Source organism: Hymenobacter sp. ISL-91 (assembly GCF_018613725.1).
Classification (GTDB): Bacteria; Bacteroidota; Bacteroidia; order Cytophagales; family Hymenobacteraceae; genus Hymenobacter.
Genome location: NZ_JAGGPS010000002.1, coordinates 34828 through 49965, shown reverse-complemented (window position 1 = coordinate 49965; position 15138 = coordinate 34828). Strand labels below are relative to the sequence as shown.

The following is a 15138-nucleotide window of genomic DNA, read 5'->3' as shown; positions in this document are numbered from 1 at the left end:
AGTATGCCTCCTTTCGCACCGTTCGGGATGAGAGTATCTTTGTCGCCGCCCCCACCTTCCAAGCACCCCGCCAACGTGTCCGATTACCGCCCGCTACCTGCCAACCCCACCACCCTTTTTCAAGAGAACCTGACCCGCCATACGGCGCAGGAAACCCATTTTGCCGGCCGGCACCGGGCCGTGGCGCTGGTACGGCTGGCCGTGTTTGGGGCGGCGCTGGCAGGCTTATGGATGCTGCTGAGCGCGGGCCAGACGGCGGCCGCGCTGGGGCTGGGATTTGGTGCCTACCTGGTGTTTATCGGGCTGGTGCGCTGGCACGATGCCGTGGGCTACCGCCGCGAGCATCATCGGCTGCTGGCCCGGCTCAATCAGGACGAGCTGGCCCGGCTGGCCGGCGAGCTGGCCGGTTTCGACCCCGGCCGCCGCTACCTCGATGCCCAGCACCCCTACGCTGCCGACCTCGACGTGTTTGGCGACCACTCGTTGTTTCAGCTGCTCAACCGCAGCACCTCGCGGTTGGGGCAGGACTGGCTGGCGGGCTGGCTGCTGACTCCGGCGCCACCCGAAACCGTACGGGAGCGGCAGCAGGCCGCCGCCGAGCTGGCCCCCGAAGTGGGCTGGCAGCAGGAGTGGCAGGCTCGCGCCCGCCACTATCCGCGCCAGGAAACCGACCCGCGCCAGTTTGCCGGCTGGCTGCGCGAGCCCGACTTTTTTGTGGGCCGTGGCTGGGTGCTGCCGCTGCTGGGGCTGGTGCCGCTGCTTAGCCTGGCGGGCGTGGGGCTGATGCTCGGTGGCTACGGCATGCAGTGGCTGTTGCTGTTGTTGCCGGCCGTGGTACTCAATGGCGCTTTCGGGCAGGTGCGGGCCCGCTACTACGCGCACGCCACCACCATGCGCGACGCGCTGCGTGCCGCCCACGACCAGCTGGCCCATTTCGAGGCCGGCACCTGGCAGAGCCCGGCGCTGCAGCGGCTGCACCGCACCCTGCACGACACCGGCAACACCGCCGCCGCCCGGCTGCTGAAACGCCTGAGCAACATTGCCGGTTGGTTTTCGGCCCGCCAGAACCCGGCCGTAGCCGGTGGGTTGAACACGCTGCTGCTTTGGGACTTATGGGGCATCTGGCAGCTGGAGCGCTGGAAGCGGCGGATTAGTGGGGGCCTGGAGCCGCTGCTCGAAGCGGCTGCCGAGCTGGATGCGCTGGTGAGCCTGGCCGCCTTCCGGGCTGCTAACCCTGCCTTCGCTACCCCCGACCTCTCGGCCCCGGCCCTGACGGTGGAGGCCACCGCGCTGGGCCACCCGCTGCTGTTCGGCGGCGAAGGCGTGCGCAACGACTTCAGCACGGCCGGTACCGGTCAGACGGTGATTGTAACGGGCTCGAATATGGCGGGCAAAAGCACGTTTTTGCGCACCGTGGGCCTGAATCTGGTGCTGGCCCAGGCCGGTGCGGTGGTAGCGGCCGGCGCGTTCCGCTGCGGCCCCGCGCAGGTGTTCACCGCCATGCGCAGCCACGACAATCTGGCCGAAAGCACCTCCTCGTTCTACGCCGAGCTCAAGCGCCTGCGCCTGCTGCTGGATATGACGGAAGGGCAGGAGTTGAAAACGAAAAGGGAAGAAGTAAGAACTGACAACGGGGTGGTGTCGGTGGCTGCGGATACTGGCGAACCTACTGCTGTTACTGCTACTGCATCAGCCAACGACCTGCCAACGGCCAACGCACAACGGTCAACCGAACTTCCCGTTTTCTACCTGCTCGATGAAATTCTGAAGGGAACCAACTCGGCCGACCGGCACCGGGGCGCGCGGGCGCTGGTGTTCCAGCTGCGCGAGCGGGCTGCCAGCGGCCTCATCAGCACCCACGACCTGGAGCTGGCCGCCCTCGAAACCGACCTGCCTGCGCACGTGCGCAACGTCAGCTTCAACTCCTACCTCAACCCCAACGGCACCCTGCGCTTCGACTACCACCTCACGCCCGGCATGTGCCGCTCCTTCAACGCCAGCCAGCTCATGCGCCTAATGGGCATTGAGGTGGGGGAGGACTGACGGAAAGGAAACCTAAGGACAGCGCGGTAGTCTAACTGGCTTAAGGTGCAGAACGGGTGCTGACATGCTGTAGGGGCGAAGCTAAGCCCCGCCCCTACAGCGTGCCGACAGACCTGCTCCGTAACTTGGGTTAACTACCCAGCTGCCGCTGGAAATGCAGCTGCAGCAGATGATCAACTTTTTCCTTTGTGAGGGGCTTGCTGACTAAACCGGCAATCGAGAGTTCGTCGAGGCGGCCCAGATCGTGGGCGTCCATGGTAGTCGTGAGCATCACGATGATGGTGGCACCCCGCTGGTCGGTGGGTAGCTGCTGGTAAGCCTCCAGAAACTGAATGCCGCTCATGCCGGGCATGTTTACATCAAGCAAAATGAGGTCGGGCGCATCGGGGGCGTTATGGGCCAACAGGCTCAGCGCGTCGGTGCCGCTTTCGGCCACGAGCACGCGCTCGGTTACATCCAGCTTTTTAAGTAGCAGCTCGTTGAGAAAGTTGTTGGTCTGGTCATCATCAATCAGCAGAACACTTGGTAGTTTTTGCATACAGTTAGTAATGGGTTTCGTGCTGCTGACTAAAGGTGGATTGTTACGGCTAGTTGTCTGTTCTGTCGGGCGCCGTAGCCCAACGAACGGGTAGAGAAGCTACTCGGTGGCGGGTAAAAACACGGTAAAGGTGGTGCCTACGCCCAGCTCGCTACGCACCTCAATACTGCCGCCGGCATTCTCCACTATCTTATTTATCATGTACAGGCCCACACCCGAGCCCGGTACGTGGTTGTGCAGCCGGCGGAACAGCTGGAACAGTTCCCGGCACTGCGCTTCACTCAGCCCCAAACCATTGTCGTGTACTTCCAGCACCACGTGTTGGCCCACGTGTCGGCAGTGCAGCCGTACATGCGGCGGGCGCTGGGGCGTGCGGTACTTAATGGCATTGCTAAGCAGGTTATACACTACAGAGCGCAGGTTTTTGGCCGAAAACTTGACGGTGGGACAGCCGTCGAGCTCCGTTTCCAGCGTGGCACCGGCGGCTTCCAGCTCGGGGGCCATATCGAGGCGCACGGCTTCTACCAGCGAAGGCAGGTCTACGGCTTCGGGCGGCTGGTTGGTGGTGTTCTGCTGGAGCCGCGACACATCGGTGAGGTGGAGGAGTGTTTGCTGGAAACGGGCTACGGCGTCCTCCATCATGGCCAGCAGCTGCGGTACGTGCTCGTACTTATAGGCTTCTGGCGGCAGGTGTTCGCGCAGGGCCAGCAGCAGCCCCTCTACGTTGGTAATGGGCGATTTAAGGTCGTGCGAGGCAGAATACACGAACGTATCGAGGTCGGCGTTGGTGCGGCTGAGGCGGTGGTTGGTATCGGCCAGCTGCTGGTTGGTAGCCTGCATTTCCTCATTGATGGCGGCCAGCTGGTCATTCAGCTGCTGCACCTGCTGGCGGGCCAGTACCTGGTCGGTTACCTCCGTTCCGATGGCCACCAGGCCGTTGAAGGTGCCGGTTGCATCGCGCAGGGCCTGGAAAGCAAAATTGAAGTACCCCAGGGGCGGCAGACCAGTATGAGCGCGGTCGAGTTGGACGGGCTGCTCATCTATAAAAAAAGTTTCGCCGGTTTGCATTACCCCCGCCAGAATCTCCTCGAATCCCTGGCCCGCAGTGGCGGGTACGGCCTCGAAGTAGGGCCGGCCCAGTACCTGAGCCGGGCTGCGGCCCCACAGTTCGCAAATGGCCCGGTTGGCCAGCTGCACTTCTAGCTGAGGGCCCTGCAGAATGGTGATAGGCACCGGCACCTGCTCAAAAATGGTTTGTAGCTCGCGCTGGCGGGTTTCGCGCTCCGTCCGGGCCAGCACCCGCTCGGTTACATCCATGGCAAACACCTGCACGCCCCGCACCTGCTGCTGCGCGTCGAGCAGGGGCTGAGCCGTAATATCGAAGTAGCGGCTCCGGCCGGGTTCGTGGACCAGTTCGGCGGGCGTTTCGCGGGTAATAAGCGGCTGGCCGGTGTTGTACACCCCATCTGCCATAGCTGCCAGGCCCTGCAATACTGCTTCGGGGATGCATTCGGCCCAGGGCCGGCCCAGTACTGCCCGCCCGCCCGCCAGGGTTTGGTAGTGCTCGTTGAAGAAGGTAAAGCGGTGGTCGGGGCCACTGAACGTGACGATGATGGCCGGCACCTGACCCAGAATCTGGCTCAATAGTTCCTGCTGCAGCCGGGCCTGGCCGCGCTGGTGCTCGGCCTCGGCCAGCGCCTGCTGCACCTCGGCAGTGCGCTGCTGCACCCGGCCCTCCAGCTCGGTATTGAGCTGTTGCAGTTGCTCATTTAGCTCCTGTACCTGCCGGCGTGCCAACACCTGTTCGGTCACGTCTACGGCAATATCCACCACGCCTATCACCTCGTTGGTAGGGCCGTAAAGAGGCTGAAAAGCAAAGTTGAAGTAGCGTGTCTCTACCCGACCATTGGGCTGGCGTAGTTGGGCCGGCATTTCTTCCCCGATGTAGGGCTGCTTGGTGCGGGCTACTTCGCGCACCAGGTCGTCGAAGCCCTGCCCTACCAGTTCGGGCACGGCTTCTAGCAATGGCCGCCCTAACACCTCTCCTTTAGGATAACTCCAGATAGCGCATATCAGGTCGTTGGCGGCAGTTACCGTGCATTCGTCGCCCTGAAACAAGCCAATAGCCACGGTGGCCTGCGTGATGATGGCCTGCAGCAGGTTGCGCTCGGTTTCGGCGGCGGCGCGGGCCTGCTGCTCGGCCTGCTGGCTGCGGCGTAACGCTTCCTGCATGGCCGTGCGCGGGGTGTCATTATCGTCGGCAATGCTCACAACCAGCAGCGGCCCCTGGGCCCGGGCCACCACCCGAAAGTAGCCGTCGATGCCGTCGTACTGGTAGTTGAAGTGCTCCTGCCGGCTGACACCTGACTCAAACGTGTCGCGGTAGAAGGCAAAAACACCCGTAGCGAAGCCCGCGTGCGGGTAAATGCTAAGCAGGGTGTGGGCCGGATGCTCGGGCTGCCCGAGCAGGCGCTGGGCGGCCGGATTGAGGTATTCCAGCTCAAAATCGATGATGCTGCCTCCCGCCTCGTAAATCGGGCGCAGCAGCATCACGCCCGTCTGCGATACTTCCAGCAGCGTATTCAACAATGCATCAGGAGCCGGAGCATCCGCTGGTAGTATCGGCCGCATCTCATCTCGCATAAGTTGGGCTGAAAATCAAACTAAACAAAAGTGGGGCAACGAAGATACCGGCCCGCCACCAGATTACAACCGCCACCGGGGCAGAATATGAGCCGGGCGTTGCAACTTGCACCCAAACGGCCGCGCCGTAGCCCGCTGCCTGCTTTCCAACCCCTGTCTGCCGCCGCGCATGTCCGCTCACTACGTCCGCCAGCTGCGCTACTTTTTTTCGAGCCAGGAGTTCTCCGATGGCCTGCGCACCACGCTGGCCATACTGGTGCCGGGTCTGGTGCTGGGGCTGCTCGGGCGGCTCGAAACCGGGGTGGCCATGTCGGTGGGGGCGTTGTGCGTGAGCCTGACCGATACGCCCGGCCCGCCGCTGCACAAACGCAATGGCGGGCTGGCGGCGGTAGCCCTCACGGGCCTGATGGCCCTACTGACGGGGTTGGTGCAGCCGTATCCGTGGCTGCTAGGGGCGCTGGTGGTGGCCGCCAGCTTCTGGCTTACGATGCTGCTCGTGTATGGCAACCGGGCCGGGGCCGTGGGTACGGCCGGCTTGCTGGTGATGATATTGATGCTCGACAAGCCGCTGCCGCCCAGCCAGGTGCTCAGCAATGCGGGCCTGGTGGTGGCGGGCGGGGTGTGGTACCTGGCATTGGCGCTGGCCCTCAGCCGGCTGCGGCCCTACCGCGAGGCCCAGCAGGCGCTGGGCGAGGCCGTGCTGGCAGTGGCGGGTTTCCTGCGCCTGAAGGCCGGGTTTTACCACAGCGGCACCAACCTGGAGCAGGCCTACCGCCACCTGGTGGCCCAGCAGGTGCGCGTAAGTGAAAAACAGGACGGGGTGCGCGAGCTGCTGTTTAAAACCCGCCAGCTGGTCAGCGAATCGTCCGACACCGGCCGCCGGCTGGTGCTCACGTTCGTGGATCTGGTAGACCTTTACGAGCAGGTAACCATCACGAGCTACGACTACGCCGAGCTCCACCGGCGCTTTGAAGCCAGTGGCCTGCTCGATGCCTTTGCCAGCGAAATTGACGCGCTGGCCGCCGAGCTGGAGCGGGTGGGTTTCGCCATTCAGGGCAACTACACCTACCGCCCCGCCCGCCCCGATCTGCTGGCCGGCCTCAACCAGCTTAAAGCCCGCCTCGATGCCTTCGAAGCCACCCCCGCCCAGACTGGCTCGGTGCTGCCGCTGCGCAAAATTCTGGTAAACCTGCGCAACCTCACAACCCGCCTGCAGAGCATGCAGGGGTACTTTGCCGAAGCCGCCGCGCCTCTGCTCACCCTGCAAGCCAATGGGGCAACCGGCCTGGAGCTCGACCGGTTTGTGGCCCACCAGCAGTTTACGCCCCGCCAGCTTACGGGCCAGCTCACCATGCGCTCGGGTATTTTCCGGCACGCGCTCCGCATGCTCGTGGCCTCCCTCATCGGCTTCATCATCACCGAAATGCTGGCCGGCTACCACGGCTACTGGGTGCTGATGACGATAACCTACATGCTCAAGCCCGCCTTCAGCCTGACCAAGCAGCGCAACGCCCAACGCATACTAGGCACGCTGCTCGGCGGAATACTGGGGGCCCTGATGCTCTGGCTGATTTCGGACCGGCTGGTATTGCTGGCCCTGATGGTGGGCTTCATGATCGTGTCGTTCAGCTTTGCCCGGCTCAACTACCTGATTACCGTTGTTTTCATGACGCCCTTCGTGCTCATTCTGTTCAGCTTTATGGGCGAAGGGTACGTGCGGGTGGTGCAGGAGCGTATTTTCGATACGGTACTGGGCTGCGGCATTGCCTTTGCGGTGGGCTACCTGCTGTTTCCGCGCTGGGAGTCGGAGCAGCTGCAGGGCTTTTTGCGGCCGGTGCTGCGGGCCAACCTGGAGTACCTGCGCACGTTGCAGCAGGCTTTGCAAGGCTCGCCCGTAGCCCTGCTCGACTACAAGCTGGCCCGCAAGGAAGTGTACGTGACGTCGGCCAACCTGGGCGCGGCCTTTCAGCGCATGCTTTCTGAACCCCGCACCAAGCAGCGCCATCCGGCCGAGGTGCACGAGTTCGTAGTGCTCAACCACATTCTGGCGGCCAACGTGGCGGCCATTACCTCGGCCCTGCTGGCCGGCGAAATCCGGCCCACGCTATCGGCCGCCGACCTCAAGGCCCTGCGCCAGGCGCAGCAGCAGCTGCGGCGCGGCCTGCTCCGTCTCGGCGAGGCCAACCTACCCGAAGAGCCCCAGGCCCTCACGCCGCCGCCCGCCCCCACGCCCGACACCGAAGATGCCCAGCTCGGCGAGCAGCTGGAGTTTATCCAGAAGCTCAGCGGCGACATCAATCGGGTAACCGAAACCGTGGCGGGGGGATTGAATGCGAAAAAATGAACGTCATTCTGAGCATGTGGCGCATAGAGCCAGAGACGAAGAATCTCGCGTGCATCAGTAACCCCTGACAGTCGGATTACTTTGGCATGCGAGATTCTTCGTCTCTGGCTCTATGCGCCACATGCTCAGAATGACGTTCTCTTTTATTCCCTCATTGGCCGCTACTGCTACTACCGCTCCAGTCGGAAGCCCGGCTCGCGGGCGGGCGGCGCCGGGCGGTTGGCCACGGCCCAGCCAGTGAGGTACAGCCACTGCGTCATGCGCCGCAGCTTGCCGTAGTCGATGGTAGCCGGCTCATCGTCGGGCGTGTGGTAGTCGGCGTGCAGCAGCGAGGTGAACATAACGGCCGGAATGCCCAGGCGGGCGTAGGGCAGGTGGTCGGAGCGGAAATACCAGCCCTCGGGGTGCGTGGCCTTGTCCCACTCGGTGTCCAGCTTGAACCTGGGGCCGGTTTGGTTGGCAGTGAGGGCGGTTTTTACGAGGTCCGAGGAATTCAGGTGCGGCGCGATGGAACCCAGCAGCGCGGCCGAGTCGGGGGCGTTGCGGCCCATCATTTCGGCGTTGAGCACGGCCACGATACTCTCGCGGGGCACGGTGGGCTTGTTGGAGAAATAGCGCGAGCCCAGCAGGCCGCGCTCTTCGGCCCCGTGGTACACAAACAGCGCCGACCGCTTGCCCGGCTGCTGCTTGAAGGCCCGCATAACGGCCAGCAGGGCCGCGCAGCCGGTGGCATTGTCGTCGGCGCCGTTGTAAATCGAGTCGCCTGCCACCGGGGCGCGCACGCCGTCGTGGTCCTGGTGGGTGCTGAAAAGAACGTGCTGGCTTCTGAGCTGCGCATCGGTGCCGGGCTGCTTAGCCACGATGTTCACCGACGGATACAGGAACGTTTCGGCCCGTAAATCGGCCACCAGCTCCTGGCCCGACTTGCTGAGGGCCTCGGCCTCCGACATCGGCAGCCATACTACCGGCAGCTGGTCGCCCACAATTTTCAACGACTCGTCGGCGGGCAGGCCGTAGCGGCCGCGCTCAAAAATGTGGCTCCAGTGCTCGTAAATCGCCTGGGCCTTATCGTCGGACACGAATACCACGGCCACGGCCCCGGCCCGGGCCAGTTCGGCGGCCTGCTCGCGCAGCTTGCCAAACAGGTAGCGGCGGTAGCTGATGCCGTTGGTGGGCTCGCCCGAGAGCTGTACGGCTACCGCTTTGCCTTTTATTTTGGCCTTGGCCACTTCTGCCGGCGTGCCTGTGCCCACGAACACCAGTTTAGCCTTCAGTTGGGCATTTACGGGGGCTACCACCACAGCTTCGTGGCCCGGCCGTAGCGTTCGGCTCCCGATACGCAGGATGCTGGCGGGCGTGAGGCGGGTGCGCCGCAGGTTAAACCACTGAAAATACGTGCCATCGTCGCCGGCGGGCTGCATACCAATGGCCCGCATCTGCTCAGCCAGCCAGCTGGAGGCCCGTAGCTCATCGAGCGTACCCCCTTCGCGGCCCCGGTATTTGTCGCCGGCCAACGCAAACAGGTCGCGCCTGAGGTCGGCCTCTTTTATAGCCGAATCGGCGTTTCTGGCTGAGCTGGCCGGGGCCGGCCGGGCCTTCTGGGCCGATGTGGCGGTGGCCGTCAGTAGCAGACCAGTGAGTAGCAAAATGGGTAAGCGTGGGGCCATGGATGCGCAGGTGTGATGGGACTTAGAAGCGGGTATCAGGTTTGGTATACGTGCAGGATGTATGGGCGCAAAATTGGGACAACTAATTGGGGCTGTCGACTATTCGGCTACTAAGTGCAATAAAATTATTTAAACATTATATCCTATGTCCCGCTTTGTACACCTTATAAACCAAAACCTTAGCCCCTTTCACATGAAAATGACACCCCTCAACTTCCCGGCCCGCACCCTGGCCACCGTATTCGTTGCCTCGGCCCTGGCATTCAGCAGCGCCAGCTGTTCCAACACCGCCGATACTGCCGCTACCGATACCACTAGCACGGACATGGCAACGACGGATATGGCCACGGCTCCAGCCGCAACGGATGGGACAGATATGGCCATGGACGACACGAGCGGAAAAAACCTGGCCGAAAATGCCATGGCCGTGCCGCAGATGAGCACCCTGGCCGCTGCCCTGAAAGCTTCCGGCCTCGCCGATAAAGCCACCAGTGGTGGTCCGTTCACAGTATTTGCTCCTACCAACGAAGCATTTGATGCGTTGCCCGCCGGCGCGCTCGACGACCTGCTGAAGCCTGAGAACAAGGAGAAGCTGGCCGGCATCCTGACGTACCACGTGGTACCCGGCAGCGTAATGGCCGCCGACTTGACTGATGGTCAGGAAATTACTACGGTTGATGGCAAGAAGCTGAAAGTAAGCGTTAGCGGTGGTACTGTGATGATTAACGGTGCTACGGTGGTGAAAGCCGATGTAAAATCGAGCAATGGCGTAACGCACGTAATCAATCAGGTATTGATGCCCCAGTAAGTTTCCACGCTCACTAAACTGCTGACTTATGTTGCCAGCTTGCATAGGTAGCATAGTAATTGGTGCGGGAACGTTTACAGTCGTTTCCTGAGCCATACAGCAACAATAAAGCGCCACCCTGTGATGAGTCACAGGGTGGCGCTTTGATTTTATTCAGTAGTGGTTGTTATGTTTTCAGCATGGAAAATGGGCGTTGCGTTTAGCCCTAAACTGGCCCTCAGCAGGCCGCCTGCCTACGGCACCACTACCAGCCGCTGCACCGTGGTGCGCTTGCCCGACTGCACCCGCACCAGGTAGGTGCCGGCGGGCCAGGAGCTGGTGTCGAGCTGGTAGCGGGGGCCGCTGAAGGTGGCCTGCTGGCGGAGCTGGCCGCGCAGGTCGAACACGGTAACGGTGCTGCGGCCGGCCGGGTCGGCTACTACCACCTGGGCCTGCTGGCGGGCCGGGTTGGGGTAAAGCTGGGCCGAAAGCTGTTGAGCCGCCTGGGTGCTGGTAACGGTTTGGGGCGTCAGGTGCAACAGCCAGGTTTCGTTGGCCCCCAGCGTGGTGCTGGGTTGCCAGTTGCTGAAACCGCCCTGGGCATCGAGGACGAGCGTACCCACGGCCTGGCCCGAGTAAAGCTCCGTAACCCGGTAGCTACCCGCCGGCAACGACGAGAGCGGGAGCATGAACTTCGGCTGACTGATGGCGCTGCCGCCCAGGTTGGCGGCTACTACAACGGCCTCCGTGCCGTACACCCGGGCGTAGCTCAGCAGGCTGGTACCGGTGGTGGTTACGGGCAGTAAATAGCCTTTGCGCAACGTTTCGTGGGTGGTGCGCAGGGCAATCAGCTTCTTGTAATGGTTGAGCAGCGAAGCCGGGTCGGCAGCCTGGGTTGCCACGTTGAACTGGGCGTAGTTGGGGTTGAGGCTGCGCCAGGGCGTGCCGGTGCTGAAACCGGCATTGGTTCCGGCCGTCCACTGCATGGGCTTGCGCTTTTCCTCATCCACTCCGCTGCCGAGCAGGCCCACTTCCTCGCCGTAGTACAGGAACGGTACGCCGGGCATGGAAAGGTAGAGGGCTGCCGCCTGCTTCATGCGGGCCAGGTTGCCGCCGAGCTGGCCCAGCACCCGGTTCTGGTCGTGGTTGGTGAGGAAGGTGGCGTACTGGAGCTTGGGATAAGTAGCATCTACCAGCTGCAGCTGACTGCGCAACCCGGCCGCGTTGCCCGAATTGACCCCGTTCACAATGGCGTCGGCCAGATCAAATTCAAAGCATACGTCGAGCCGGTTGTTGGTCACGTAGGGCAGCACGGCCGGAGTCCTCGACCAGGCCTCGCCCACAGTGAAGGCATTGGCGTTGGCCTGCTTCACTACGCCGTTGAACTCGTGGAGCAGGTCGAGGGTGGCGGGCGTATCTTCCAGGATCGGGCCGTTTTCGTCGAGGTACTTCACGGCGTCGAGGCGGTACCCGTCCACACCTTTGTTCAGCCAGAAACGGGTGGCGTCCCACATGGCTGTTTTCAGACTGGGGTTGTTCCAGTTCAGGTCGGGCATACCGCTCCAGAAAATACCGTAGTAGTAACTGCCATTGCGCGGGTGCCATACCGTTTGCTGGCCCCAAGGCCCCGAGTAGCCCGGGTTGGTGGCCGACCACCGGTACCAGTCGCGGTAGGGGCTGGCGGGGCTGCTGGCCGACTGCGTAAACCAGGGGTGCTGTTCAGAGGAATGATTCAGCACCAGGTCGATAATCACTTTGATGCCGCGGGCGTGGGCAGCGGCCATGAATTCCTCAAACTCGGCCATGGTGCCGTAATCGGGCTCGGTGGCCTGGTAGTTGGTCACGTCGTAGCCGTGGTAGCTCGGCGACTCCATCATGGGCATCAGCCACAGGGCCGTTACGCCTAGGTCGGTGGTGGTGGCCGGGTCGCCGTCGTTGAGGTAGTCGAGCTTCTGCATCAGGCCCTTAAAGTCGCCTTTGCCGTCGCCGTTGCTGTCGTAGAAGCTGCGCACGAATACCTCGTAAAACACGGCGTCGTTCCACCAGTGCGTGGCATAGTTGGTGGGCGAAGCCCCGCAGCTGGCGCAGCTGCTGAAGCACACCGGCCCGACCACGTTGCTGTCCTGGAGGGCCTCGGCGGTGCGGTTGCGGTTGCCGCTGCCATCATCCTGGCCGCAGTCAGCCGGCACGATTTCGGCTCCGGCCCAGGTGTCGCCATTGATGAACTTGTATTGGAAGCGGCCGGGAGCGGGCAGCTGCACTTCGGCCTCGTACACGCCGTCGGCGTTGTCGTCGGTGAGCGTGGTGGCGGCCGGGTCCCAGTCGGTGCCATAGCCGGCCAGGGCCTGGAAGTTGCCGGCCACATGCACTCCGGCGGCCGAAACCGTCTGGCCCTGCATGTTCACTACAAAACGCAGGCGAGTGGCGCAGCCGTTGAAGGCAATGGCCGGCAGGCGCAGGGCTACGGCGCCCACCGTTACCATGCGGTTGTAGTTGCCGCCGCCATCGTCCTGGCCGCAGGTGGCCGGCACGGGCTCCGCGCCGCCCCAGCCGTTGCCGTTGATGAACTTATAGCGGTAGGTGCCGGCCGGTACGTTCACCGTCAGCTCGTACACCTTGTCCCCGTCGGGGTCGGTGAGGGCGGTGCTGGCCGGGTTCCAGTCGGCGGCGTAGCCGGCTGCTTTCTGAAACGTGCCCGCCACATGCACCCCAGTGGCCGGAACGGTCTGCTGGCGCATATCGACCCGAAACGTAAGCGGAGTGGCGCGGAGGCCCAAGGACCCGGTCAGCAGGGCCAGAAGAAGTACAAGTTGTTTCATGCAGCAGAAATAATACGGAAAACCAGGGACTAAGATACGGCCCCGGGGTTGCCTTGCCCAACGCTGCCAACTGCTACCAGTGCCCGTTCCTCTCCGAATCAGCCGAAAAAAAGCCCGCCGACACATAACCGTCGGCAGGCTTTCTGTTCATATTGGTATCGGGCAACCTACCGCTGCGCCTGCCCCTCAGGCTTCAGCGTGCGGCCCAGCCACTCAAAAAACACCCGGTTCCAAAGCACCGCGTTCTGGGGCTTCTGAATCCAGTGGCCCTCGTTGGGGAAGTACAGGAAGCGGCTCGGGATACCGCGCAGCTGGGCCGTGCCGAAGGCCTCCATACCCTGGCCCTCGGGCACCCGGAAATCTTTGGCCCCGTGGATGACGAGGATGGGCGTGTCCCAGTTCTGGGCGAACTGCTGGGGGTTGAAGGCGGTGTAGCTCTTGTGGAGCGGCGTTTCCCAAGGGGCGGCGCCGATGTCGTGCTTGGCGAAGAACATTTCCTCGGTGCTGGGGTACCAGCTGGTGAGGTTGTAGAGGCCGGCGTGGGCAATAAACGTCTTGAAGCGGCCCTCGTGCTTGCCGGCTAGCTGGTACACCGAATAGCCGCCGTAGCTGGCGCCCACGCAGCCGCGCCGGTCCTTGTCTACGTAGGGCTCCTGGCTCACCGCATCAATGGCCGAGAGGTAGTCGCGGATGGGCTGGCCGCCCCAGTCGCCCGAGATGCTGTTGTTCCACTCGGTGCCGAAGCCAGGCAGGCCGCGCCGGTTGGGGGCCACCACAATGTAGCCCTGGGCCGCCATCAGCTGGAAATTCCAGCGGTACGAAAAGCTCTGCGAAATCGGGCTCTGAGGGCCGCCCTGGCAGTAGAGCAGGGTCGGGTACTTCTTACTGGGGTCGAAATCGGGCGGAAAGGTTACGTACACCTGCATCTGCTTGCCGTCGGTGGTCGTCACCATCCGCGACTCCAGCTTACCGGTTTTCACGCCCGCCAGCTCGGCTTGGTTGATGTTGGTGAGCACCGTTTCGCGGCCCGATTTCAGGTCCACCCGCACGAGGTCGGCGGGGCTGGCCTGGGTGGTTTTGTTCACGATAACCGCGTCCTTGCCCGCCAGCTCGAAGCCGTTGTAGTTGAAAGCGCCCTTGGTGAGTTGCCTCACCTTGCCACCTTTGGCGGGCACCGAGAAAATCTGCTGGGTGCCGGCCAGCGCGCTGGCGAAATACAGCGTTTTGCCGTCAGGGCTCCAGCGCACGTTGCCCGCCGCCTGCTCCGAGCCGGTCGTTACGTCCTGGCGCTTTTTGGTCTTGAAATCATACACCACAATGCTGTTGCGGTCCGACTCGAAGCCGGGCGTGGCCATGCTTAGCCAGGCCACCTGGTTGCCATCGGGCGAGAAAACCGGCTCGGTATCGTAGCCGCCCAGGCCCTCGCTCAGGTTCGTGGTCTGGCCCGTGCGGATGTCGTAGAGGTAGATGTCGGAGTTGGTGCTTTCGGCCTCGGCCTTGCCCGTGAGTTTGCGCGAGGTGTAGGCCAGCTGGTAGCCGTCGGGCGAAAAGGCCAGCTGCTCAGAGCCGCCGAAGGGCTGTAGCGGCGCGTCGAACTTCTCGCCGGCCATGATGTCCTTGGCCAGACTGGTGGGCTTGTAGTCACGGCCCAAAGGCTGGAAGAAAACGTGCGACACCTTATAGTCGTCCCAGCTGCTCCAGTGGCGGTAGTTGAGGTCGTCGATGATTTTGGCGTCGGCCTTGGGCAAGTCGGGGTACCAGTCCTGCACCGATTTGCCCGTCTTTACATCCTGGGTGTAAAGCGCAAAATTTCCTTTGGGAGAGAATTTCAAATTGCTGAAATCTTCGTCCTCCGAAAACTGATTGCGCAACGGCTCAGCGCCCGTACCATTGGCATACATCACCATCAGGCGGTCGGTGCCGCTTTCGTTTCCCAAATAGGACAAGCGGCCATCAGGTAGCCAGTTGAGCGAATTTTCCGAAGAGGCTGGCGTATTGGTAAGCTGCCGGGCCGCGCCGCCGGCAGTAGGCACCACCCAGATATCCGACTGGCCTTTGTTATCCGTCAGTGAGTAGCGCGTAACGGTGTAGGCCACCGTTTTCTGGTCCGGCGACACCTGCATTTCGCCCAGGCGGCCAAGTTTTAGCAGCAGTTCGGGTGTGTAGGTAGTCTGGGCCGCGGCCGCCAGGGGTAGCAGGAGCAGGGCAGTTATGAGTGGTTTGTGCATCATCAGGGTAACGGGTGGAACTTCAGGCAAGATAACCAAGACTTGGGTACGGGTAGGGGCGGGGGGTGT

8 protein-coding genes are annotated in these 15138 nt (G+C 62.8%); 3 read left to right on the top strand and 5 right to left on the bottom strand.

Annotation, left to right across the window (positions count from 1 at the left end; translation table 11 throughout):
• Positions 1 to 27: 27 nt before the first annotated feature.
• Positions 28 to 2043 (top strand): MutS-related protein, encoded by a 2016-nt coding sequence (locus J7E24_RS00440; RefSeq protein WP_215133999.1) that lies wholly within the window; start codon positions 28 to 30, stop codon positions 2041 to 2043.
• Between the two features lie 130 nt (positions 2044 to 2173).
• On the opposite strand, the gene J7E24_RS00435 is transcribed toward J7E24_RS00440, so the two are convergent.
• On the bottom strand, positions 2174 to 2581 hold the full coding sequence (locus J7E24_RS00435; protein ID WP_215133997.1) for a response regulator: 408 nt from the start codon (positions 2579 to 2581) through the stop codon (positions 2174 to 2176).
• 99 nt (positions 2582 to 2680) lie between these two features.
• Entirely contained in the window at positions 2681 to 5212 is a 2532-nt protein-coding gene (locus J7E24_RS00430; RefSeq protein ID WP_215133995.1) for a PAS domain-containing protein, read from the bottom strand.
• 181 nt (positions 5213 to 5393) lie between these two features.
• Between J7E24_RS00430 and J7E24_RS00425 the strand changes: the two genes are divergently transcribed.
• Positions 5394 to 7568, top strand: coding sequence for an FUSC family membrane protein (locus J7E24_RS00425; RefSeq protein WP_215133993.1), 2175 nt, complete (start codon positions 5394 to 5396; stop codon positions 7566 to 7568).
• A gap of 170 nt (positions 7569 to 7738) precedes the next feature.
• Here J7E24_RS00425 and J7E24_RS00420 read toward each other — a convergent pair whose 3' ends face one another.
• The gene (locus tag J7E24_RS00420; RefSeq protein WP_215133991.1) at positions 7739 to 9235 is read right to left on the bottom strand and encodes a M28 family peptidase; all 1497 of its coding nucleotides are present in this window, start codon (positions 9233 to 9235) and stop codon (positions 7739 to 7741) included.
• Positions 9236 to 9428: 193 nt separating this feature from the next.
• On the opposite strand from J7E24_RS00420, the gene J7E24_RS00415 reads away from it, so the two are divergent.
• The gene (locus J7E24_RS00415; RefSeq protein WP_251046943.1) at positions 9429 to 10043 is read left to right on the top strand and encodes a fasciclin domain-containing protein; all 615 of its coding nucleotides are present in this window, start codon (positions 9429 to 9431) and stop codon (positions 10041 to 10043) included.
• Positions 10044 to 10276: 233 nt separating this feature from the next.
• Here J7E24_RS00415 and J7E24_RS00410 read toward each other — a convergent pair whose 3' ends face one another.
• A complete protein-coding gene (locus J7E24_RS00410; protein ID WP_215133988.1) occupies positions 10277 to 12841 on the bottom strand; it encodes an alpha-amylase family glycosyl hydrolase in 2565 nt (854 codons plus the stop codon).
• Between the two features lie 167 nt (positions 12842 to 13008).
• Positions 13009 to 15069 carry a S9 family peptidase gene (locus J7E24_RS00405; protein ID WP_251046942.1) on the bottom strand — a complete coding sequence of 687 codons (2061 nt, stop codon included), beginning with the start codon at positions 15067 to 15069 and terminating at the stop codon, positions 13009 to 13011.
• Positions 15070 to 15138: the final 69 nt, after the last annotated feature.